Below are 24157 nucleotides of genomic sequence, written 5' to 3' on the forward strand. Positions count from 1 at the left end.
CGATTTTTTAAAAGAATCTAGGAGATTTATCATAGCCGTTTTTTAGCCCTAATGTATCAAGATCATAAAGAACAAATACTTCATGTGTTCCTGAATTGAAGTTGCTTAGATTAGTAGTTGTATAATCATAGGCATACCCGATTTTTAAACTACTACTTGCTCTTATATTAAACATAGCACTTAAAGAATCGTCAAATCGATATGATAAACCACCTTCTAATCTGTTATTGAAAAGAACATTAATAGAAGCATCAACAACAAGAGGCGAACCTTTTACTGCTTTTACCAATGTTGAAGGTTTTAATTTAACTACGTCACTTAATCTAAATACATATCCTGCGTTTAAGAATAAGTGAATTTCTTCTCCTCCGATACTTCTTAAACCGTTCTTTTCTGTAATGTGTTTCGAGTTTAAAAGGTTAGGAACTGAAAGTCCCACATAATATTTGTCGGTAAAGTAAAATGCTCCAACTCCAAAATTAGGAGATGTTTTATTTTGGTTGTCAAAAGCAGTATCGCTAGTTAATATTCCATTAACTGGATCGTCATCTGGGAATGTGAAATTAGCAAAATTCGTTCTAAAATTAGTAAATCCAGCTTTTAATCCTAAGGAAAGTTTATGTCCTTCACTTAATGATAAAATATAAGCAAAATCGGCATAAACATTATTTTCTCTTAATACTCCATCACCAATATTATCTGTTATTAAAGATAAACCTACTTCAAATTTTTCTGTAATTGGAGTGTGTGCAAAAAAAGTATATGTTTTAGGTGCTCCAACAGCATTTGTCCATTGAGTTCTGTGCATAAAACCAAAGTTAATAACTCCTAATTCATTAGTTGTATAGGCTGGATTTATAACACTTTGATTGTACATGTAATTTGTGTACTGTGGGTCTTGTTGAGAAAAAACGTTACTCAACGTACTGATAAATACAATTATTAAAAAGATCTTTTTCATATTCTTATTTACTTAAGTAAATTCTTCCTTGTTTAGCTTTAATATTATCTCTGTTATAATTAAGAATATAAAAGTAAACCCCACTAGTAACATCGCTATTCGACAAGTTTTGTCCATTCCATTTAGGTGAATTGATATTTCCTCTAAACAGTAGTTGACCATATCTATTAAAAATTTCTAATTGATAGTCAGGATAGAAATATCTGATATTTGGAATGTAATAGAAATCATTGACACCATCTCCGTTTGGCGAAAAACCATCAGGAATAAAAAAGTCGTAATCTTCAGGATTACAGTTGTTAAGTGTTGTTTCAATAGGTATACGTTCACCTTCACATCCTGAGTTTATATGTGTATTAGCTACATAGTATACAATACCTTCTTCTAATAAATCAGCTTTGTCAAGCTCAGTACCTCCAGTTGAAGCATCGTACCAAATAAGTTCATGACCAGTGTTATTCGTTAATGAGCTTTCAAAATCTAAAAGAGTAAGTTTTTTCAACCCACATAAAAGCGTAGTTCCAGTTAGTTGAGGTTTGGGAGGAGTGATAACTGTAACATTAAAAGCTAATCGGTTAACACTTTCGCATCCGTTAATGCTTTCTGTAGCATAATAAGTAACTCCATCTACCAAAAGCGTATCTACTGCTAATAAATTACCCCCTGATAAACTATCGTACCAAAGGAGAGTTCCTGAGTTAACAATGGCATCTAAATTGGCAAGAGTAGGTTTGTCTATACCACAAAACAAAGGTGTGGTATTAGTAGAGGTTACATTCTGAGGTGCAAGTATAGTGACTGTAACTAGAGTTCTTTTAGAACTTTCACAGTTTGTATTTAAACTTGTAGCGCTTACGAAATAATCTTCACCATCAACTAAGATTGTATTTGGATTAAGTTTAACACTAGTAGTGTTATCAGCGTACCAAGATAAGTTATCGCCACTTTTTATTTTTATATCAGCTAGGGTTGGTAAATTCGGATGAAAATCTGAAGTACAAAAAGTTTGATTAGCATCCAGGTCTGGTGCATCTGGAATACCATCTATAGAGAAGTTCTCTTCAATTTCAAAGTCAAACTTTGTTCTACAAGGAGTAGTATCATCTTGAGTACTTTTTAAGATAACGTTATAAAAACCTTTGTCTAAATTGGTAATATCAATATTATAGTTTGCTATTCCTCCACTGAAAACAATTGTATTTTCAGTTAATACTTTACTGGTGGCAACTTCGGTTACTTTATAGTTTATAGTATAATTACCACTTGTGAGTTTAGGAGCATCAATCTTTACTTTTAAATCTGAAGCATCACATTTATTATCTATAGCTAAATCTAATTGAATGTCATCAGGAATTCTGTTAATAGTAAAATTGTAATTAATACAGCTCAATCCGTTTTCAGTAGCTGGAGTGATTTTAAAATTAAAATCATTTTCTGCTACAGGAAATTTAGATAAATCTAGAGGGATAATAGCTTTTCCATTTACAAAATTAATATCATAATTAGTTATGGTTGAGGTTGAACTATCACCTGTAATTGTATATGTAATAGTTTCAATATTATTTGACAAATTACCATTCTTGTCGTAAAAATCATAAATAGTTAAATCTATATTTCCTCCATCATAGCATGTATTATCTAGTCTAGCATGTGCCTCGTTGATAGTAAAAGTATCTTCTACTACTGTAAATGAATTACAAATAATACCTCTAATATCTTCAATTGATTTTGTTCTGATTATATAACTTCCAGGTGGTAAGGTAGTATTTGGTAATGTTATTTCAGGAGAATTTATTGTTCCATCAGGGTTAACAATATCAATGTCTAATAGCTTATTAGTATACATGACTGCATTAGTGGTAGCATTTATTATTTCGTACTCTAAATTGTACGTCAATGTAGAGTTTAGCGTACGGTCATGTAAGATTTTGATTAATAAAGAGTTTTCTCTACATTGGTTTTGAACAGAAAAATTACCTGATATTTTAGGTAGAATTACAGAAACGGTAGCAGTTTCTTCACCACAAACTCCATGTACAGGATATACAGTATATTTAAAATCATATTTACCAGAACCAAAATTATTATAGATTTCTTGAATGTTGATGATAGCATCTAATGGACCGCTAATTTGATCTGTTCCACTTTCTTCTACCCATATACCATTTGAGTCACCTCCAATGATATAATCAAACAAATTAACATTGGTATAAGGAGTTAAATCATCTGTGTCACAAATTTCAATTTTTTGAGCTGTTCCTGCATTAGCTGCTCTATGTACTTCTATAACTACTCTAGCTTCTCTAGCGATGCAAGTATCAACTTTGTCAACAGTATACGTAAAAGTATATGTACCAACACCAGCAGCTTGTGCATTAAAGTAGTTGTCAGTTAAAAGTCCAGCAGGAGTACCAGCTGCAGGACTCCATTGTCCGTTAATATCAGCACTTAAGTTAATTAAATCATTATCTAAAAACGTAAATAGGTCTACAGTACTATTATCACTACATGCATTTGCACCTCCATCTACATTGTCTTCCCCTGGGTAACCTCCAAGAAGAATAGTGATTTCAGCACTTTCACCACATTTAGGATTTGTGTAGGTAAATTTATGTTCTCCAAATCGATTAATAGCCCATAAGTTTACTATACCGGTAGTTTTGTTAATGACATGCTGATTGATTGGAGTATTAGCAGACCAAGTACCTCCATTTTCGGGAACTCCATTTAATTGATTAAATAGATTGAAGTTTTGATAATTAGGGTCAGCATCCTTATTACAAATTGTAATAGAATTGTTTGCACCAGCACATTGTGAAAAAGCTTTATTTGAAATAAAAACAAAGCAAAATAAAAAAATAAGAAGAGTGGATCTTAATAACATCGTATATAGCAATTTATATTGTTATTTTCTGACTACAAAAAAACGGAAAATTTGGGGATTAATAAAAAAAGAGGCCTTCTTTTTAAAAAGAATTATTTTGCTTTCTATATGCTGTTATACTTCATTATCTTTACGGAAAATTTAGGGTGTTTACATGAATATACATTTTATAGCTATAGGAGGAAGTGCTATGCATAATTTAGCAATAGCATTACAACAAAAAGGATATCAAGTAACTGGGAGTGATGACACTATTCACGATCCGTCTAAGTCGCGTTTAGAAAAGAAAGGTTTGTTACCAGAAGAATTTGGGTGGTTTCCTGAAAAAATCTCTACAGATTTAGATGCTATAATTTTAGGGATGCATGCTAAGAAAGATAATCCAGAATTATTAAAAGCTCAAGAATTAGGAGTTAAAATATATTCGTATCCTGAATTTTTATATGAGCAATCAAAAAATAAAACTCGTGTTGTTATTGGGGGCTCTCATGGAAAAACTACCATTACTTCAATGATTTTACATGTGTTAAATTATCACGATAGAGAAGTAGATTATATGGTAGGAGCTCAATTAGATGGGTTTGATACCATGGTAAAACTTACTGAAGAGAACGAGTTTATCGTTTTAGAAGGTGATGAGTATTTAAGTTCACCAATTGATATGCGTCCTAAGTTTCATTTGTATAAGCCAAATATTGCTTTGTTAAGTGGTATAGCTTGGGATCATATAAATGTGTTTCCAACTTTTGAAAATTATGTTGAGCAGTTTTCAATTTTTACCAATTCTCTTACCAATGGAGGAATCATGGTGTATAATGAAGAGGATGAAAATGTAAAAAGGGTCGTAGAGGAAAGTGAACATCCAATAAAAAAATATTCATATAAAACACCTCCGTACTTTATTGAAAATGGAACTACTTTTATAGAAACTGAAGAAGGTAATTTGCCTTTAGAAGTTTTTGGTGAGCATAATTTGCAAAATATAGCTGGAGCTAAATGGATTTGCCAGCATATGGGAATTGAGGAAGATGAGTTTTATGAAGCGATTGAGAGTTTTAAAGGAGCAAGTAAACGTTTAGAGAAAATATCAGAAAATAGTTCTACAGTAATTTTTAAAGATTTTGCTCATAGTCCAAGTAAGGTAGAAGCGACTACAACTGCTGTTAAAAATCAATATAAAGATAGAACTTTATTGGCTTGTTTAGAATTACATACATACAGTAGCTTAAATGCTGAGTTCTTAGCAGAATATAAAGGAGCATTGGATAATGCTGATAAAGCTGTTGTCTTTTATTCGCCACATGCTGTAAAAATTAAACAATTAGAAGAGGTAACAGAAGCACAAATAGCTAAAGCTTTTGAACGAGATGATTTAATCATTTATACAAAACCTCAAGAATTTAAGGATTTCTTATTCAAACAAAATATAGAAAATACAGCTGTACTTTTAATGAGTTCAGGTAATTATGGAGGATTGGATTTTGAAGAGGTTAAGAATTTGATTATTTTGTGTTAAAAAAGCGTTCTTTATACCAATTTTTATTGAAAAATTTTAAAATAAAAAAAGTAAAATACTCTTTTGTGGTAATAATTTGTTTACTAATAATTAGTCCTCTATAAAAAGGTAGAATAGATGAAATTATTTTATTTCTAAATTTATTGTTTTTAAATACATTAGCAGTAAATTTTTTTGAAGAAATAGTGTTATTATATTTTAAATTGGAATTAGTATTCAATAACAAACTACTTAAAGCAATATTGTCATTTAAAATATTAAAATGATATTTAAATGATAAATTACTTTTTAGAGTATCTAATTTTTGTGAAAAAAGAAAAGTATCATATATGGTTCTTAAATTAATATTTCTATATAAGTAACCAAAATCATTTACTTGATTAGCAAGTATATTATAAGTGAATTTGTGGGGTAAAGCTAAAGAGGTATATTTTTCTTTATTTTGAATAATTTGGGAAGAGATGAGGTTATAGTTCAGATGATTTCGATGCTTTTTTCTTAGAAGTTCTCTATGAATTTCAACACCACAAATCTTAGTGTCATGAATTAATCTTGGATAATGACGTCCGTAAGATTTTGGAATTTTATTATCAAATACATAATATTTTTTTGATTGTAATATTTTAACAGTTTTTAAAATATCATTATTTACAATTAGTATATCAATATCTCCAGCCATTCTTTCTGCAATATCTTCATACAAACCTTCTAGTAAATTTCCTGTGCCTTTCAGAAAAATAGGAGTAATATTATTCGCTAATAACAAATCATTTATTTCCTTAGCTTGTGCTATTATTTGTTGGTTTCGTTCTCGGTTTAAATCAGTAATATGCTTCATATATTCTACCAAATCGTTTGGTAAATAATGAAGAAAGTTAGCACGTTTTAAATTACAATATAAGGCAGGAAATACATAATGTGAAGTACTTAATTTTACTACATTATCCCAATCAACATTTCCCGATTTTAATTCTTTCTCAATAATCTCTTTGTTCTTAGTCTCATGTGTAATTGTTAGACACTTTCCAACAAAAAATAATGTTTCTTTATAAGTCATTGTTAAAGATTTTTGAAACCGTTTCTATCATTTTGTTATTGTTTGAATACGTAAGTTGATAGCATGGGAGTTTAGAAAACCAGTTTAAAAAAACCTTTGCATTTTCAGTAATAGGAGATAACCAAGAATCTGGTACTAATTTCTCAAAAGCATCAATTTTTGATATTTCTTTTAAAATTAAATCACTGTCCTGTTCATATTTTATGAAAATTAAAGCTTTACAAGGTAAATGAGCAGTGTAATTTGAATTATTAGGAGGTAAATAACGCACTATTTTATTTAACTTCTTGAAATGATATTCAGCAGATGTTTTTAATTCAGGGTAAATAGGGAACAGAGTTTCTAAACTGTTCTTTTTTATAGAGATAGCAGAAGGGAAGCTATATACTTCTTGTTTTTTTGAGTCAATAGGAACAAAATCGTCTGCCAAACATGTAAAACCACTTGCTTGTAATAGGGCTAAAGAAGTACTTTTTCCATTTCCAGAATCACCTAAAAACAACATAGATTCTTTACCGTTACTAATTGCTGAAGCATGAAATACACCAAGCCATTCATCTTCAATTTTTTCATGGATATGTTCTACTATTTTCATAGAAAATTTTCCTTGAAAATAATGAACTTCATTTATGTTCCAAGTATTAATTATTTCATTATTAATAGAAAAACTAATATAATCGTTATTGCTATATACTTTATAATGAAATTTAGCTTTTTGTTGATTTTGAGTTTCTAAATGAGCAAATTTTGGATGAACCAACGAAAGTTCAAAATCAGATAAATAATCAACTTGGATTATTATATCATTTATTAGGTAATGTTTTTGAAAATTGAACGATTTAGGTATTTCTATATCTTCAATGTTTTTAACCTCTTCTGCATTCGTTTTTAATAAGTTTTGTATATCCGAAACTAAGTTTTCTGCTTGTTGATAAGGAATATTTATAGAATTAAATATGTTGGTAACAATTAGAGTTTTGTCAACTTTATTATCTAATAAAGTTAAGATTTCAGTAACTAAAGGTTCAACAACAATATATTCATTGTTGTCTTGAAACCAAACTATCGATTTATTGTCTATTTTTTTATGTATAATCATGTGTTGTAAAAATAATAAAACCCTGACTATATCAGGGTTTTATTATTAAAAATGTTATTGAATTTAAAAACCATCACCAGGGTCTTCTGGACTTTGAGCTTGTGCTTTTTGAGGATTCAATATCATATAAGTTCCTAAAGCGGTTAAAGCAGTATATTTTCCATACTTACCTATTTTTTTTAATGCTTCTTTTCTAGATATATTGTTTGTATTCTTGTTTTGTTCTTTCATAATCTCAAAAATTAGACGGGGTTTATTCTAAAATGATTTTCTTGTTAGTTTTTCCTATTTCTGAGTTAATTTCAAAAATGTAAATACCTTTAGCTAAAGAAGGAATTGTGATTGAAGATATTCCGTTAGATAAAAATGTTTTTTGAAAAACTTTCTTTCCTAGAATAGAATAAACATTTAAAGAAGCATTTTTGGCTTGTAAACCAGCAATGGTTATAGTGTTAGTATTTGATTTGTACATGCTAACGTCTTCAATAGAACTATTTTCAGCTACAGTTTTTAAAGTAGTAGTGTGTATATAGAATCTACCAATACCATCCAGGTTTTTGTCTAAAGTAACTTTGTAATTATTTTCTGATAGATTGATAAATTTATTATCAATTCGATCTTCCAAAAATACTTTTAGACCATTAGGTAAGTTTTTAGCATTAATTAAAAACTCTATTTCTTTTCCTGAATCAGCTTTAAGTCCTAAAGGAACAACTGTTTTTTCTATATCACTTAAAGGTAACGACTGTATGGCTAGGTTTCTTCCATTATTGTTACTAACTAATTGAGAGTACAATGTGAATTTAGAAGAAGTTCCGCCAAATATAGAACCATCATAACCATTATCAAATCCTTTAGAAGCTCCATTAATATAATAGATGTTAGTTGATTTTGAAGATTTGCCTTCATTCACAATTACAGATATTTCAGTTCTTGAACTTTTTTGAAAAGTATCAGTTGTTTGATGACTTTGATTTGCAGTATTAAAAGTTACATCGGTATTAGAACCTGCACTAACAAAGAAAGCTTGACCAGGCGCTATTTGGAAACTTCCGTGTGTACCAAACATTCTTACGTCATAGCTACTAGTAGCTTCATTCCACATCCAAACTGTTTGTTCAGATAAATTACCAACATTATCAGTAAGAAAGGTACCTAAATTAATGTAAGATGTAAATGGATTTCCAACTAAGTTAAAATTGTTGGTTGCTTGAGTAACTCCGTAATTAATATTATTAGAGTTAATAGTTCCTGTGAATTTTAAATCGCCTACAGAAGCTAGTTTAGCGGATAAACCTTGACCAGAGGAAATAGTTCCAGTTGAGGTATTTGTGTAATAATTCCATGCAGTTCCATCATTTTTATAAGGAGCAATTCCTATTCTTCCTCCACCAGAACCATTAGCAAAAGTGTTATTTGTTCTTAAATCGAGAACACTTTCTCCTGAAACTGGGGATGCAACTAAATACCAGTTTGTGGTTGGTAAATTTCTTTTGTAAGTAGCACTTCCTGTAAATGCTGCATTAGCTATTAAAGAAGCTCCAGATTCTATTATAATAGAGTTAACAGTAGTTGCTGAAGAAATCGTAGGGTAGTTGGTTAATCCAGCAGGAATAACTACATCTGCACTATTAGAAGGAACAGCTCCTCCTAACCAGTTTGTTGTTATATTCCAGTTATTATCGGTAATACCAGTCCATTTAATAGTTGAAGCAAATGAAGTGTTATCTGTATTGTCTCTACCTGGAGAAAATAAAACAGGATTGCTAACAATAGTAGAATGATTTACAAAAGAACCAGTAAAGTCAACATTTCTAGCAATAGATTGGTTACTTCCTGCTGCGCCATATACTTCGGTTAAAATTATAGTGCCTGATTCATTTTTGATTGTAACTGTATCTCCACTGTTATTTAAACCTAAAGCATTTGTACTTGCTAATTGAACTAAACCAGGAACAGTTACTAAAGTACCTCCACCAAAAACAACAATAGCTTCGTTTGCAGGGATAATAGTTCCGTTAGGGAAGGTATGTCTGTCGCTAGCTCCATCGGCTAAAATCCATCCAGAAATATCTAAGCTAGATCCACTTATATTGTATATTTCAACAAACTCGTCTTGAGATGTATTTACTGTTCCGTCTCCATTAGCGTCACCGTTTGTAGAATCTGGATCAGCATGAATTTCATTAATCACAATTGGTACATCATCATCGGTAATAGTTACAGTATGTTGAGAAGTAGTTATGTCGGCTGTACCAGAAGTAACAGCAATATTTAAAATAACAGTCTCACTTAAGTAATCAGCATCGTTATTAATGTCTAAAGAAATGTTTTGACTTCCATTACCAGTAAAATTTAAAGAGCTAGTATTTAAAGTATAATCTGCTGCAGCTGCTGTACTACTACCATCAATTGTTACACTTAGGGTTACGTTAGCGTTAAAGCTTGCAAGAGTAACTGGGATTAATGTGTTAACTGTAGCATTTGTTTCATTAACCGAACTAGTAGAATTATCAAAGTTAACAGTTTGGTTAGCTGCATTTGTAACTGTGAAGGAAGATATTGAATAGCCATCTCCGCTACCATTTTCACTAAATTCAAATCCAACTTGAATAGAATTGTTTCCAGATACGTCTAAACTACTAATACTATAGTTTACCGGATCTCCATTTGAAGTTGCACCAATTGCAGTTTCAACTCTAGTTCCTCCGTCTAAAATATAAAAATATGTAAAATTATCATCATTAGCACCAGTGTTAGAGCCAATAGCAGAAATGTTTATAGTTGAAATAGCAGATATGTCTATTGATTGACTAGTAAATATACCTTGTCCTCCCCAGTCATTACTTACTAAGGCACCTCCACTAACTTTAAAAGAGTTTGCGGTGCCATCTGTATTAGGAGTTGTGGTATAAGATAAAGACCATTGATTAGGTGCGGTACCAAATGGGCCTACAGTAGTAGCTCCTGCAGCAGGAGGGCTGGCACTAGTATGGTCGGCAAAACCATCATTATCATTAGAAAAATCAGCGCTATAAATTTGAGCTGAAGAAATTGTGGGGATAAAAATTGATAATAGAAATATTATCAAAAAGTAATTTTTTCTCATTATATAGTTTTTATGGTGTTCTGAATTAGTAAGTTATAAAAAATATGCTTTAAATGAGAGCTTGTTTTAAAATGTTAACAATTTGTTAAAGAAATAAAAAGGCTTCAATAATACATTGAAGCCTTTTTTAAAATTATAATATTTAATTAAAACCCATCACCAGGATCTTCTGGACTTTGAGCTTGCGCTTTTTGAGGGTTTAATATCATATAAGTTCCCAAAGCAGTTAAAGCAGTATATTTTCCATACTTACCTATTTTTTTTAATGCTTCTTTTCTTGATATATTATCTGTATTCTTGTTTTGTTCTTTCATAATTAAAATGTGAAGGGGGTTATTCTAAAATAATTTTCTTAGACATATTACCTAAATCAGAGTTTAGTTTAACGATATAAACTCCTGAAGCTAAAACTGGTAATGTAATTCTACTTACTCCATTAGAGTTAATATTTGTATTAACTATTTCTTTACCAAGTATAGAGTATACTTTGATATTGGCTTTAGCTCGTAAACCAGCTACAGTAATTTCTTGTACATCAGATTTGTACATGCTTACATTTTCAAGAGAAGTGCTAGGTGTGTTTAACTTTTGAGCCGTAGTATGTATGTAAAATTGTCCAATTCCTTTAGTGGCATTTGTTAAGCTTACCGTATGTTCTCCTTCAGAAAGATTAATAAATTTATTATTGATTCGATCCTCTAAAAAGATTTGAGTATCAGAAGGTAGGTTTTGTGAATTTATAGAGAATGTAATTTCTTTATCTCCATCACTGATAAGCCCTACAGGAATAACAATCTTCTCTATATCCGAATTAGGTAAAGTTTGAATTGCTAACTTTTTTCCTTCATTATCATTTAATAATTCTGTAAATACAGCAAATTTATGATTTACTCCTCCATACATTTTAGAGTCATATCCATTGTCAAACCCTTTTGTTTTTCCATCTATAAAGAACACTTTAGTAGATTTTTTGTTTTTTCCTTCAGAAACAAATAATTCAAAAGAAGTCTTTGGTGCTTGTTTCATAAAGGTATCAGAACCTTGGTGACTTTGATTTGCTGTAGCGAAAGTAACATTACCAGAACCACTTGCTTCTACAAAGAATCCTTGGGCTGGAGCTATTTGAATTGGACTCACAGCATTATAAGTTACATATTGCGAACCATCCCATAGCCAAACTGTTTCTTCACTTAATAATCCTGTGTTTGCAACAGCAAAAGTACTTGAGTTAACAAAAGACGTATATGGATTACCAATTAAATTAAAGTTGTTTCTGCTACCTGTAGCAATAGGGAAGCTTATATTAGAAGTATTTAAACTTCCAGTAATTGAAACATCTCCAGAAGCAGCTAATTTCATAGATACACCAGCTCCTGATACTAAAGGACCAGTAGTTGCATTGGTAGCATAAACCCATGGAGTAGGACCGTTATTTGTAAATGCACCAATACCAATGTTACTTCCAGAACCAGTTGCAAAAGTATGATTAGCAATTGCATCTTGTTGTGTTTCTCCTGAAACAGGAGCAGATACCAAATACCAGTTGGTAGTTGGTAAGTTTCTTGAATACGTTGTTGTACCAGTAACAGAAGCATTGGCTATTAATGAAGCTCCTGAAGCAATATTTATAGAGTTAACTGTTACAGATGATGAGATTGTTGGGTAATTTGTAATTCCATTTGGAATAGTTACATTTGAAGTAGCGACAGGAACTGAATTTGTATTCCAGTTAGAAGCTGTATTCCAAGAGTTGTTTGTTGCTCCAGTCCATGTAATGGCTGAAGTTTCTGTAATTGTAGGCACATCTATATAGCTAGAAGTATTTCCAGCATCATCTTCTGCTTGTACTACAAAATTGTTGATGCTATTTTGAGTTAAATTAACATTAAAGCTCCAAGCATTTCCACTAACTGTAGCTGAACCTAATGAAACTGAGTTATCAGCAGTTCCATCGTTGTTAGCGTCCACATAAGCATGTACGATAACTCCATTTTCGGCATGTGAACCAGAAATTGTTTGTGTATCAGCGTTTATTGTTACAGCTCCGGAAGGAGTTGTTACTATTGGATTTGCAGGACTAGTTGAATCTTCTGTAATTGTAGGTATATCAACATCGCTAGATGTATTTCCAGTGCTATCTTCCGCTCGTACCACAAAATTGTTAGCAGTATCAGTGGTTAAGTTTACATTAAAGCTCCAAGCATTACCACTAACTGTAGCAGAACCTAAAGAAGTAGTATTATCAGCAGTTCCATCGTTATTAGCATCGGCATATGCATGTACGGTGACACCATTTTCGGTATGTGAACCAGAAATTGTTTGTGTTGCTGCGTTTACAGTAATAGCTCCAGAAGGAGTAGTTACTATTGGATTTGCAGGACTTGTCGAATCTTCTGTAATTGTAGGTACATCTACATCGCTAGAAGTATTTCCAGCACTATCTTCCGCTTGTACCACAAAATTGTTAGGAGTGTCAGCAGTTAAGTTTACAGAGAAGCTCCAAGCGTTTCCACTAACAGTAGCAGAGCCTAAAGAAGTAGTATTATCAGCAGTTCCATCATTGTTAGCATCGGCATATGCATGTACGATGACACCATTTTCGGTAAGTGTCCCAGAAATTGTTTGTGTTGCTGCGTTTACAGTAATAGCTCCAGAAGGAGTAATTACTATTGGATTTGCAGGACTAGTTGAATCTTCTGTAATTGTAGGTGCATCTACATCACTAGAAGTATTTCCAGCACTATCTTCCGCTTGTACCACAAAATTGTTAGCAGTGTCAGCAGTTAAGTTTACAGAGAAGCTCCAAGCATTTCCACTAACAGTAGCAGAGCCTAAAGAAGTAGTATTGTCAGCAGTTCCATCGTTATTAGTATCGGCATATGCATGTACGGTGACACCGTTTTCAGTAAGTGTCCCAGAAATTGTTTGTGTTGCTGCGTTTACAGTAATAGCTCCAGAAGGAGTAGTTACTATTGGATTGGCAGGGCTTGTTGAGTCTTCTGTAATTGTAGGTACATCTACATCGCTAGAAGTATTTCCAGCACTATCTTCCGCTTGTACCACAAAATTGTTAGCAGTGTCAGCAGTTAAGTTTACAGATAAGCTCCAAGTATTTCCACTAACTGTTGCAGAACCTAAAGAAGCAGTATTATCAGCAGTTCCATCGTTATTAGCATCGGCATATGCATGTACGGTGACACCGTTTTCAGTAAGTGTTCCAGAAATTGTTTGTGTTGCTGCGTTTACAGTAATAGCTCCAGAAGGAGTAGTTACTATTGGATTGGCAGGACTTGTTGAGTCTTCTGTAATTGTAGGTACGTCGACATCACTAGAAGTATCACCACTATCATTTGCTTGTACTACAAAATTATTAGCTGTATCTTGTGTTAAGTTTACAGAAAAACTCCAAGCATTTCCACTAACAGTAGCAGAACCTAAAGAAACAGCATTGTCTGCAGTTCCATCATTATTAGAATCAGCATATGCATGTACAGTTACACCGTTTTTGGTATGAGTTCCAGAAATTGTTTGTGTTGCTGCATTTATAGTAATAGCTCCAGAGGGAGTTGTTACTACTGGAGTAGCAGTAGGTACTGAAGAAACACTAACGGTTCTTGTGTCATTAGCACTAGCAGTATTTTTATCAGTAGCAGTTATTGTAATAGTTCTATTAGATGTTCCTGGGGTTGTTGAGGTATTTCTATATCGTAAAGATTGTAATACTTCCTGTAAAATGGCATTGGTGGCATCACTATCAAAAGTAATGGTAAGTGCGGTGCCATTTGTAACAGTACCATTAATAGTGCTTAAATCACCAATATCTATTCCATTAGCTAAAATATTTGTTCCACTTGTAGTAATTGCTGTACCATCTCCATCGGTATCAGAAATACTGATTTCATCAGCTGCTTCTGCATTAGCTGTAATTTGAGCAACTAATGTTCCACCATCCCAATCTGAGTCTCCATCTGAATCATTAACAGTTGCTGTAGCGTCTATTTGAGTAGCTGTATTTCCTTCTGTGTAAGCTAGTACAGTATTGTCAATGGAGATTGTAGGATCTGTGTTTGGGGCAGCTCCAGTTACAACTAAATCAAATACAATTTGTTGATTAGTCGGAGAAGCGTTGGAAACTGATGTTATATCTATAGTTACTCCTATGCCTGAGCCAGCTACTGATGCAGTAACTCCAGCTGTATTGGCCGTAGAGGCTCCACTGTTCAGGGTTATGCTTGTAATTCCCGTTACTGTTCCTCCAGTAAATGTAAAATTTATAGGAACACCTATACTACCTCCGTTTCGTAAACTATAGATGATTTGAGTGCCATCAATATCAAAGTTTGTATTACCGATAGTATACTCACCAGGGACAGAGGCATCTCCGTCCGTTACAGTAGCCATTTGACTAGTTTCAACAAGTGTAACTGTAGAGCCAGCTAGCGTTTGCGAATGTAAATGGATGTTTGAAATAAATGTTAAGAAGAAAAAGCTTAACAAAAGAGTAATTTTTTTCATGTTTTTTGTGTGTTTAATTAGCTGTTATTTGACCAAAAAAATTCTTACACTTAAAAAACATTTTAAGTGTAAGAGGTTTGTAATTTTTGTAATATTTAGCTTCTAGAAGGGAAAATTCCTTGTAAAGCAATAATATAACGAAGAACAAGATAAGGTTGCCTGCTGTCTACAGGTTGACTACTTCCAGCGTTGTTAATAATTAGAGAAGAACTACCACCTACAGGTTGACCATTTACTAGGTTTGTAGGAGGTCCGTAAGTTTTAACTGATTGATTACTGATTCCCTGTGTAAATGTGCCTACAGCTGGTACATCTCCTGCCATTGGAGTTTCTCTAACGGCATTATCAGTGCTTAGTAAAACATGAGAGCCCAATCCTGTACCATTAGTAACAGAATGACTGTGTTGAGGTAACTGTAAAATATTTAGTGACCTTTCTTCAAGACCTCCCCTTTGCCCTTGTATATAGTTATAGCTAGAACCAGGGTGTCTACCAGCACTCATAGCTACTCTACCACGTAAATCAGGTAAGCCGAAAGTAGTTCTTCCGTCGCCTCCATACATAGTTCCTAGTAAAGAAAATAGAGCAGAGTTTTGAGAAATAGGTAATAATTGTCCGTCACAAAAAGCCCACCCCCTAGGAGCAAAATTTCCTGCAAAGATTCTAACTTCACCTAAAATAGGTTCTTGTGCTTTACTCTCAGTAGCTGATAATAAGCAGATAAATAGTAATCCGATGAATTTCAATTTTAATTTCATAATAAATAGTTTTAGTTTGGTTAATGATTTTATTTAATTCCTTATAACAAAGCTATTAATCACTATCATAGTTTTTTTTAGAAAAGTATTAAGTGAAGTGTTTTAAGGAATGAGTGGGTATTTTTTTGTAATAAGTGTTTTTAAATTTCTTAAAGAAAGAAACATTAATATTTATTTAATAGTGAGTTCTGGTAATGAAATTTCAATCATATCGCCATTTGTAGTGCTTAAGGTTAGGCAGCCAAAAGAATCTATTGTGGCAGTTAGTTGTCCGCTATCATTGTAACGATAGTAAGATTCAATGGTGCCAATTTTAATTAACACACCCCATTTTTGAGAAGGAAAAGGATATCCATCTAATTTTTTATCGGCTAAATAGATAAAACTGATTTCACCCATTCCAGGTAATGTTAAATATAATGAACCTAGTTTGTTAAAAGTTTTAGTGCCTCCTTCTTTTGATACGTTATTTCCATTAGAAACTTTAATATCCCATATATAATTGTTTTGAATAGTAAGTGCGTACATGTATAGTTAAGTTTGGTTAATTTGAATACCAAATTTAATATCAGAAGATTTATTTTTTGGGGTGTTTTTCCCCTAAAAGGTATGATGAAAACATCCTTTCTAAAAAAAAAAATAGTATGTAAGTACTTAGTTTTTACGCCAAAAGAAAGGTGTAAGTAAAATTAGAACCGTAAATAATTCTAAACGTCCAATAAGCATTAAAAAGGAGCAAAACCATTTTGCTCCTGTAGATAAATGATTAAAATTATCAACAGGGCTAACACTTCCAATAGCTGGTCCTATATTACCTAAAGAAGAAGCACAAGCTCCTAAAGCAGAGTATAGATCTAAACCAAAGAAAGCTAAAACTACTGTTCCAATAATAAAAATAAGCATGTATAAAACAAAGAAAGAAAGTATGTTGAATACAATAGTTTGATTTACAGCTTTTCCGTCATAACGCACAGGTATGATAGCATTAGGGTGAATTGATTTTTTGAATTCTAAAAAGCTGTTTTTTAGCATTACAATGTGTCGAACAATTTTTACCCCTCCAGAAGTAGATCCTGCTGATCCTCCTAAGAAAAATAAAGAAAAGAAAATAGCTGTAACAAAAAAGCTCCACATGGTAAAATCGGCCGTTACAAAACCAGTAGTGGTTACTACTGATATTACCGAAAATAAGGAATGTCTAATAGCACTTTCTACTTTACCCAAAACCATAGGATGATTGACAGTAGTTTGTAATGCTGGGTCTTGATAAAAAATAATCATAACAGCAACAATAGAAGATATTATGATTGTTCCAAAAAGGTAATATTTGAATTCTTCACTTTGAATTACTTTACTTACTTTTCCTTTCAAAGCAAAATAGGTTAGTACAAAATTTGTACCTGCTATGAACATAAAAAAGATGATAATGTATTGTATTAAAGGTGTCCCATTCCAGTGAGCTACACTAGCATTCTTTGTCGAAAACCCTCCTGTACTAACCGTAGCCATAGCATGATTTATTGCATCAAACCAAGTCATGCCAGCTACTTTTAAAAGTAAAAATTCTATAACAGTTAATAAAACATATATTAGCCATAAACGTTTGGCTGTGTCGGTAATTCGAGGATGTAATTTGTCTGTAGAAGGGCCTGGAGCTTCAGCCATAAATAATTGCATACCTCCAATTCCTAATAAAGGTAATATAGCAATGGTTAATACGATTATTCCCATACCACCAATCCAATGAGTAGCGCTACGCCAAAATAGTATTCCTTTAGGCATTGATTCAATATCAGTTAAGATAGAAGAACCCGTAGTTGAGTAGCCAGAAATAGTTTCAAAAAAAGCATTTGTAATACTAGGTATACTACCTGATAATACATAGGGAAGCATCCCTGTAAACGATAATGTAAGCCATCCTAAAGTTACAATAAGATATCCTTCTTTTTTCTGAATTTTTTTATTATCAGGTTTGTTAAAAAAATAAAGTACTAAACCTAAAGCAACGGTGATAATACCAGCATTTAAAATTCCCCATTTAGAAGGCTCATCATAATAGAAGCTAAAAGGTAATGAAAGCCACATAAACAATCCATTAAGAATTGCTGTTATTCCTAAAAAACGATAAATTAATTTAAAATTAAGACTCTCCATTAGTTGAATAAATCTTCTACTGTTGATATAGCTTCAGGTAAACAAAACACAATTGCTCTATCGCCGCTTTGTAATTGGAAGTCTCCAAAAGACATATGAGCTTTCCCTTCTCTAACAACACCACCAAAAACAGCTTCTCTTGGAAAACGTAATTCTTTAATAGGCTTTTTAGTCACCTTAGCGTTTTCTTGAACTTCAAATTCAAAAACTTCAGCATCAATGTTATGTAAGTTAGCTAAGGCTAATATTTCCCCTTTACGGATATGACGGAAAATATTACTTGCAGCGATTAGTTTTTTATTAATAAGTGTGTCTATACCAATGGTTTGAGAAATGTTTATATAATCCATATTCTCAACCAAGGCTATTGTTTTTTTAACACCTTTAGATTTAGCTACTAAACAAGACATAATATTAGTCTCAGAGTCTCCTGTAACCGCTACAAAAGCATCCATTTCTCTAATGTTTTCTTCTTCTAAGAGTCCTAAATCTCTACCATCTCCATGAATTACTAAGGTATCTCTTAGGTCTTCAGCAAGGTTTAAGGCTTTTTCTTTCTTTTTCTCTACTAATTTAACTTTAAAGTTATCTTTACAAAGATTTCTAGAGGTTTTTCGCCCTATACTACTTCCTCCTAGAATCATTACATTTTTTATATCTATTTGCTCTTTACCAATTATAGGATGTAATTTATCAATACTATAATTAGGAACTGAAAAATAAACCTGATCGTTCATTTTATAAACAGTATCACCACGAGGAATAATTGTTTGAGCAATACCTTCTCGTTTAATAGCAATGGTAATAAAATCTACTAAGCTAAACTTATCCTTAGCCTCTTTTACCGTTAAATCTAAAATAGGAGATTTATAACCAAGGGTAGTTCCCATGATATTAAATAAACCATTTTCAAATGCAACAGTATCGTTAAATGATGATTGATTTAAAAGAAACTTGATTTCTTCAGCAGCTAATTCTTCTGGAGAAATCATAAAGTCAACACCATAATCTTTAAAATTGATACAATCGTTTTTTAAAAATTCAGGGTTGTTTATTCTAGCAATTGTTTTTTTTACACCTAAAGCTTTTCCTACTACTGAAATGGTAAAATTTGTATTTTGACTTTCAGTAACAGCTAATAATAAATCGGCAGATTCAATACCAATTTCTTTCAAAAGTTTTATTGAGGTAGCATCTCCTTTTTTAGTAAAAACATCTAAATGATTATTGATGTAATTTAATTTATCACCATCAAAATCTATCACAAAGGTGTCTTGCGACTCGTAAGAAAGGAGTTTAGCCAAATGAAAACCAACGTCTCCAGCCCCGGCTATAATAATCTTCATATTTTTTATTGAAAAAGATAGAACGCAAAGATACTGTGCTTCTTTGGGTTGTGCAAAAAATGAATTATATTTATCCTTGCTATGTAAATAAATTTATATGAAAAAGATACCAATAAAGTCGTGAGCTATAGACGATATGCCACGCAAAAAACTGATACTAAAAGGAAAAAGTACACTTTCAAATGCAGAGTTAATCGCAATTTTAATTGGAGCAGGAAATAAACAAGAATCAGCTGTAGGTTTGGCTAAAAGAATTTTGTTATCTGTTGATAATGATTTAAATAGTTTGTCAAAATTATCAGTACAAGCTTTAATGAAATTTAAAGGAATAGGAGAAGCGAAAGCAATTGCAATTGTTTCAGCTTTAGAGTTTGGAAAGCGAAAATTATTCATGCAAAAAGAAGAAGAATTAAAAATTTATAGTTCTAAAAATGCCTTTAATATCTTTCAACCTTTAATTGGCGATATTGAGCATGAGGAGTTTTGGGCTTTATATTTAAATAATTCAAATGTAGTGTTAGAAAAATTTCAAATTAGTAAAGGAGGTTTTACTGCTACTTTAGTAGATATTAGATTGTTATACAAAAGAGCTTTAGAATTGTCGGCTGTTGGAATAATCGTTTGTCATAATCATCCATCAGGGAAATTAGAGCCAAGCAATTCAGATATTGAGTTGACTAAAAAAATTAAAAGTGCTGGAAATACATTAAACATAAAACTATTGGATCATATAATAGTTACTGAAAAAACGTACTTTAGCTTTGCCGATGAAATGATTTTATAAATCTTAGGCTTTACAGTTAACTTTTACTCACTATGATACTGATTTATACTCATAAGGTAACACCAAGAGTACGTTATATTTTTAAACATATTTTTACACGTATTTTACAAATTCCAATTGATTTTACAGGAAAGGTTGAAGATTTTGTGGCTTATAATGGAGCAAAATTCTCATATACCAATGTAGCCTTAGGAAAAGAGTTTTTTGTAAAAAGTAATGAATTATTGTTTCAACAGGGAGTAAGGGATATTGATATTAATGTTCAGAAGTGGGATGATGTTTCTTGCTTTTTTTTAACAGGAGAACAATCCGAAATACCATTTGATATTTTTGCAGCCAGTTTTTATTTAATATCAAGATATGAAGAGTATTTACCACATATAAAAGATAAATATGGAAGGTTTTCTGCAGAAGAAAGTATAGCTTTTAAGAACAACTTTTTAGAAAAGCCATTAGTAGATATTTGGGCTTATAAATTTTTAGAGAAATTAAAGATTAAGTTTCCAGATTATGAACATACAACAAGAAAATATGAATACATTTCAACTGTAGACGTAGATAATGCATTTGCATATAAGCATAAAAGTTTTGTAAGAACAATAGGAGGTTTTTTTAAGGATATTTCGCAATTTAAAATTTTTACCATTTGGGATAGATTCGCTGTATTGTTCGGTATTAAAAGAGACCCATTTAATACATTTAGCACGATTTTAGAATTGAAAAAAATATATAAAGTAAGAACTATTTTTTTCTTTCTAATTGGTGATTATACAACTTTTGATACGAATGTATCTACTTCAAAAAGTAAGTTCAGGTTGTTAATCAAGGATATGGTTGACTATGCGAGGGTTGGTTTACATCCATCATACTATACTATGAACAATGGAAATTTATTAAAAAAAGAAGTTGAAAGGTTAGAAAGTATAACGAATGTACCTGTTAAAAGATCTCGTCAGCACTATTTACGAGTATCGTTACCAGAAACTTATCAGAAATTAATTGACTTAGAGATTGAAGAAGATTATTCAATGGGGTATCCAAATTATACTGGTTTTAGAGCAAGTACTTGTACTCCATTTTATTTTTATGATTTAGAGTTTGAAATTCAAACACCTCTAAAAATTTTTCCATTTGCTTTGATAGATTCTACATTGAATGATTATATGAAATTAACAGCTAAACAGTCTTTAGGAAAGATAAGGGATTTAAAAAATGAAGTTAAAGCTGTTAATGGAACCTTTATAACCGTTTTTCATAATGAAAGTTTAAGTAATTATCAGCGATGGAAAGGTTGGAGAAGGGTATATAGTTCTATGCTGAAAATAGTGAGAAGTTAAAAATAGGTTGATGGATATAAAGCACATTTTTTTTGATTTAGATCATACTTTATGGGATTTTGACAGAAATTCAAAATTAACATTTGAACAAATATTTAAGGAATTGGATATTGAAATTCAAATAGATGACTTCTTAGAAGTTTATATGCCTATCAATTTAAAATATTGGAGGTTATTCAGAGAAAATAAAATTTTAAAAAAGGATTTACGATATAAAAGGTTAAAAGAAGCTTTTGATACACTTAAATATGATGCTTCAGATATTTTAATTGATAAGATTTCTGAAGATTATATTAAATATTTACCTAATCATAATTACTTGTTTGAAGGAGCTTTTGAGATTTTAGATTATTTAGTACAAAAATATGAACTGCATATTATTACAAATGGTTTTGAAGAAGTGCAAAATGTAAAACTAAAAAAATCAGGAATTGATAAATACTTCAAAAGAGTAATAACTTCTGAGTGTATAGGCGTAAAAAAGCCAAACCCTAAAATTTTTGAATATGCTTTAAAACAAGCCAATGCTAAAGCAAATAATTCAATGATGATTGGAGATAGTTATGAAGCAGATATAGAAGGAGCAATAAATATTGGAATGAATGCTATTCATTTTGTTATTGAACCTAATGTAAATAATACAGTAACTAGTATTAATTCGCTTGCTCAATTAAAGCAATATTTATAGGTTTGTTGCGTTATAAGAAAACCAAATTATGAAACTAAAAAGATATTGTTTATTCCTATTGTTAGGCTTCACATTCTTGTCGTGTGTTAAGAATGTAGATTTAGATCAAGTAAATGATTTTAATTCTAAACCTAAGTTTATTGCTTCGTTAGTTTTTTTTAAAATTCCAGCATTAAGTTTTTTAGATAATACTAATACAGAGATAACTGGGCCTATTACTGATCGATCAAATTTAACAGTTATAGAAGAAGAAGTAGTACAGGATAATTTATTAGAAATTGTTTTTGATTTTGAAATAACCAATCCTTTTAATAGAAATATTAATATAAATATTGAATTTCTAGACGATTCAAATGTAGTTACTTATGCTGTAACTCCTCTATTAATACAAGCAAATACTCCAAAGTTTCAACACAAAGAAACGATTACAATTAGTAGTTCTCCTTTGTTTTTAAATACAAGAAAAATAAGAACTTCTTTAGAGTTGATTACAACAACAGGAGCACCTATAGACCCTAATGATTTAAATGAGTTTATTTTTAAATCTGCAGGTACATTTACCTTTAAAATATAATTATTAATGCGAAATTTTTTTAAACTAATTGTACTGTTAGTATGTGGTGTTTTATCTGTAAATGGTCAAAACAAACCTCTACTATATGATTTTGATGAGATACCTCAAACAATGTTATTAAATCCTAGTGTTCGACCTGGTTACAAAGCACATATTGGAATTCCACTGTTGTCTGGAATTCATTTTAATGCTGGTTTGAGTGAAATTACAGTAGCTGATTTATTTAGAAATGATAATGTAGATTTCAATATCAAGGTTAGAAATGCTATAGATAGAGTTTCAGTGGATGATTATGTAAGCTTTAATCATCAAATTGAAGTCTTAAGTGGAAGTTATAGATTAAATGAAAAGGATTTTTTAAGTGCTGGTTTTTATACAGAAATAGATTTTTTTGCTAATTACCCGAAGGATGCTATTGACTTGATTAATGATGGTAATGCAGCAAACTTAAATAGAACGTTTTTAGTTTCACAAGTAAATGTAAAAGCTGAAGCTTTAAGTGTTTTACATGTAGGGCTTTCAAGAAAAATTAATTCTCAATTTACACTTGGAGGAAGGTTCAAAATATATTCAGGAATAGCAAATGTTACTTCAACAAATAATACAGGTAGCTTTACTACTCGCTTAGGACAAAATAATATTTATACTCATACAATTAATAATCTAAATTTTAATGGTTATAGTTCTGGGCTTTATTATGAAAATGATATAACAGCAAGTGATGTTGTTGGTAAAGCTTTCTTTTCTAATTTAGGCTTAGGTTTTGATATTGGTTTTAGTTACCAATTAGATCAACAAACAAAAATAACAGCGAGTTTATTAGATATAGGTTTTGTTAGTTATTCTAGTGATATAAGAAATGTAACAGCTAAAGGAGATTATACTTTTTCTGGAATAGAGTTTTTATATGATAGTTCTAATACAAATTATTGGGAAAATTTGAATAATGATTTTAAACAACAAGTTCCTTCGGAGGAAAATAAAGAAGCTTATTCTGTAATGAGACCTATTAAGTTTAATGCTTCTTATAAATATGGATGGGGGAGAAGTAGAAATGAAGAAAATTGTAGTGATATGTCTTATAAAGAATATTACAATAATTCTGTAGGAGCCCAGTTATTTTCTGTTTTCAGACCAACCGGACCTAAATTTGCTTTAACAGGATTTTATGAGCGTAAATTATCAGGAAAAGTCAATACTAAATTTACTTATACTATAGATGATTTCTCTTATACAAATATAGGTTTGGGATTATCAAGTAAAATAGGTAAATTTCACGTTTACGGTTTAGTAGATAATATATTTGGATTAGCTGATTTAGCAGACACTAATACAGCTTCATTTCAATTAGGTATGAATTTAATTTTTAAATAAA

General features: G+C 31.2%; 18 protein-coding genes. 6 read left to right on the plus strand and 12 right to left on the minus strand.

Annotated elements, in window-relative coordinates:
* Window positions 1-7: 7 nt before the first annotated feature.
* Together Q0958_RS08670 and Q0958_RS08675 are read right to left on the minus strand one after the other, a co-directional pair.
* Entirely contained in the window at window positions 8-961 is a 954-nt protein-coding gene (locus Q0958_RS08670) for a type IX secretion system membrane protein PorP/SprF (RefSeq protein WP_299122095.1), read from the minus strand.
* A gap of 4 nt (window positions 962-965) precedes the next feature.
* Window positions 966-3845, minus strand: a complete 2880-nt coding sequence (locus tag Q0958_RS08675) for a gliding motility-associated C-terminal domain-containing protein (RefSeq protein WP_299122096.1) — start codon at window positions 3843-3845, stop codon at window positions 966-968.
* Window positions 3846-3999: 154 nt separating this feature from the next.
* On the opposite strand from Q0958_RS08675, the gene Q0958_RS08680 reads away from it, so the two are divergent.
* The gene (locus Q0958_RS08680) at window positions 4000-5361 is read left to right on the plus strand and encodes a Mur ligase family protein (RefSeq protein ID WP_299122097.1); all 1362 of its coding nucleotides are present in this window, start codon (window positions 4000-4002) and stop codon (window positions 5359-5361) included.
* Here Q0958_RS08680 and Q0958_RS08685 read toward each other — a convergent pair.
* The 10 genes from Q0958_RS08685 to trkA all read right to left on the minus strand — a co-directional run bounded on the left by Q0958_RS08685 (window position 5348) and on the right by trkA (window position 19399).
* Window positions 5348-6418 carry a nucleotidyltransferase family protein gene (locus tag Q0958_RS08685; protein WP_299122098.1) on the minus strand — a complete coding sequence of 357 codons (1071 nt, stop codon included), beginning with the start codon at window positions 6416-6418 and terminating at the stop codon, window positions 5348-5350. The genes Q0958_RS08680 and Q0958_RS08685 overlap by 14 nt on opposite strands.
* Window positions 6408-7517, minus strand: a complete 1110-nt coding sequence (locus Q0958_RS08690) for a hypothetical protein (RefSeq protein WP_299122099.1) — start codon at window positions 7515-7517, stop codon at window positions 6408-6410. Before Q0958_RS08690 ends, Q0958_RS08685 begins: the two co-directional genes overlap by 11 nt.
* 63 nt (window positions 7518-7580) lie before the next feature.
* Entirely contained in the window at window positions 7581-7748 is a 168-nt protein-coding gene (locus Q0958_RS08695; RefSeq protein WP_175578725.1) for a hypothetical protein, read from the minus strand.
* Between the two features lie 22 nt (window positions 7749-7770).
* Entirely contained in the window at window positions 7771-10626 is a 2856-nt protein-coding gene (locus Q0958_RS08700; RefSeq protein ID WP_299122102.1) for a lamin tail domain-containing protein, read from the minus strand.
* A gap of 146 nt (window positions 10627-10772) precedes the next feature.
* Entirely contained in the window at window positions 10773-10940 is a 168-nt protein-coding gene (locus tag Q0958_RS08705; protein WP_175578724.1) for a hypothetical protein, read from the minus strand.
* Window positions 10941-10959: 19 nt separating this feature from the next.
* Window positions 10960-15141: a T9SS type A sorting domain-containing protein gene (locus Q0958_RS08710; protein WP_299122103.1), complete on the minus strand. Its 4182-nt coding sequence runs from the start codon at window positions 15139-15141 to the stop codon at window positions 10960-10962.
* 95 nt (window positions 15142-15236) lie between these two features.
* Complete coding sequence (locus tag Q0958_RS08715; RefSeq protein ID WP_299122105.1) at window positions 15237-15899, minus strand: tail fiber protein; 663 nt, start codon at window positions 15897-15899, stop codon at window positions 15237-15239.
* A 171-nt stretch (window positions 15900-16070) separates the two neighbouring features.
* A complete protein-coding gene (locus tag Q0958_RS08720) occupies window positions 16071-16427 on the minus strand; it encodes a hypothetical protein (RefSeq protein ID WP_299122107.1) in 357 nt (118 codons plus the stop codon).
* 126 nt (window positions 16428-16553) lie between these two features.
* Entirely contained in the window at window positions 16554-18053 is a 1500-nt protein-coding gene (locus Q0958_RS08725; RefSeq protein ID WP_299122109.1) for a potassium transporter TrkG, read from the minus strand.
* Complete coding sequence (gene trkA / locus Q0958_RS08730) at window positions 18053-19399, minus strand: Trk system potassium transporter TrkA (protein WP_235273110.1); 1347 nt, start codon at window positions 19397-19399, stop codon at window positions 18053-18055. The genes Q0958_RS08725 and trkA overlap by 1 nt, the downstream gene beginning before the upstream one ends.
* Before the next feature lie 136 nt (window positions 19400-19535).
* Here trkA and radC point away from each other — a divergent pair, with 136 nt between their 5' ends.
* From radC to Q0958_RS08755, 5 genes are read left to right on the plus strand one after another with little or no spacing between them, the layout of a single operon-like run.
* Window positions 19536-20183: a DNA repair protein RadC gene (gene radC / locus Q0958_RS08735; protein WP_299122113.1), complete on the plus strand. Its 648-nt coding sequence runs from the start codon at window positions 19536-19538 to the stop codon at window positions 20181-20183.
* A 32-nt stretch (window positions 20184-20215) separates the two neighbouring features.
* Window positions 20216-21520 (plus strand): polysaccharide deacetylase family protein, encoded by a 1305-nt coding sequence (locus tag Q0958_RS08740; RefSeq protein WP_299122115.1) that lies wholly within the window; start codon window positions 20216-20218, stop codon window positions 21518-21520.
* 10 nt (window positions 21521-21530) lie between these two features.
* Window positions 21531-22208 (plus strand): YjjG family noncanonical pyrimidine nucleotidase, encoded by a 678-nt coding sequence (locus Q0958_RS08745; protein WP_299122117.1) that lies wholly within the window; start codon window positions 21531-21533, stop codon window positions 22206-22208.
* A gap of 28 nt (window positions 22209-22236) precedes the next feature.
* Window positions 22237-22782, plus strand: a complete 546-nt coding sequence (locus Q0958_RS08750; RefSeq protein ID WP_299122118.1) for a hypothetical protein — start codon at window positions 22237-22239, stop codon at window positions 22780-22782.
* 6 nt (window positions 22783-22788) lie between these two features.
* Entirely contained in the window at window positions 22789-24156 is a 1368-nt protein-coding gene (locus Q0958_RS08755) for a DUF5723 family protein (protein ID WP_299122121.1), read from the plus strand.
* The last annotated feature ends 1 nt before the right edge of the window (window position 24157 follow it).

Origin of the sequence: uncultured Tenacibaculum sp., assembly GCF_947499065.1 — a bacterium.
Classification (GTDB): Bacteria; Bacteroidota; Bacteroidia; order Flavobacteriales; family Flavobacteriaceae; genus Polaribacter.

Coding starts and splice junctions, on each gene's coding strand:
- Q0958_RS08670 (WP_299122095.1), bottom strand. CDS start 961: ATGAAAAAGATCTTTTTAATAATTGTATTTATCAGTACGTTGAGTAAC.
- Q0958_RS08675 (WP_299122096.1), bottom strand. CDS start 3,845: ATGTTATTAAGATCCACTCTTCTTATTTTTTTATTTTGCTTTGTTTTT.
- Q0958_RS08680 (WP_299122097.1), top strand. CDS start 4,000: ATGAATATACATTTTATAGCTATAGGAGGAAGTGCTATGCATAATTTA.
- Q0958_RS08685 (WP_299122098.1), bottom strand. CDS start 6,418: ATGACTTATAAAGAAACATTATTTTTTGTTGGAAAGTGTCTAACAATT.
- Q0958_RS08690 (WP_299122099.1), bottom strand. CDS start 7,517: ATGATTATACATAAAAAAATAGACAATAAATCGATAGTTTGGTTTCAA.
- Q0958_RS08695 (WP_175578725.1), bottom strand. CDS start 7,748: ATGAAAGAACAAAACAAGAATACAAACAATATATCTAGAAAAGAAGCA.
- Q0958_RS08700 (WP_299122102.1), bottom strand. CDS start 10,626: ATGAGAAAAAATTACTTTTTGATAATATTTCTATTATCAATTTTTATC.
- Q0958_RS08705 (WP_175578724.1), bottom strand. CDS start 10,940: ATGAAAGAACAAAACAAGAATACAGATAATATATCAAGAAAAGAAGCA.
- Q0958_RS08710 (WP_299122103.1), bottom strand. CDS start 15,141: ATGAAAAAAATTACTCTTTTGTTAAGCTTTTTCTTCTTAACATTTATT.
- Q0958_RS08715 (WP_299122105.1), bottom strand. CDS start 15,899: ATGAAATTAAAATTGAAATTCATCGGATTACTATTTATCTGCTTATTA.
- Q0958_RS08720 (WP_299122107.1), bottom strand. CDS start 16,427: ATGTACGCACTTACTATTCAAAACAATTATATATGGGATATTAAAGTT.
- Q0958_RS08725 (WP_299122109.1), bottom strand. CDS start 18,053: ATGGAGAGTCTTAATTTTAAATTAATTTATCGTTTTTTAGGAATAACA.
- trkA (WP_235273110.1), bottom strand. CDS start 19,399: ATGAAGATTATTATAGCCGGGGCTGGAGACGTTGGTTTTCATTTGGCT.
- radC (WP_299122113.1), top strand. CDS start 19,536: ATGCCACGCAAAAAACTGATACTAAAAGGAAAAAGTACACTTTCAAAT.
- Q0958_RS08740 (WP_299122115.1), top strand. CDS start 20,216: ATGATACTGATTTATACTCATAAGGTAACACCAAGAGTACGTTATATT.
- Q0958_RS08745 (WP_299122117.1), top strand. CDS start 21,531: ATGGATATAAAGCACATTTTTTTTGATTTAGATCATACTTTATGGGAT.
- Q0958_RS08750 (WP_299122118.1), top strand. CDS start 22,237: ATGAAACTAAAAAGATATTGTTTATTCCTATTGTTAGGCTTCACATTC.
- Q0958_RS08755 (WP_299122121.1), top strand. CDS start 22,789: ATGCGAAATTTTTTTAAACTAATTGTACTGTTAGTATGTGGTGTTTTA.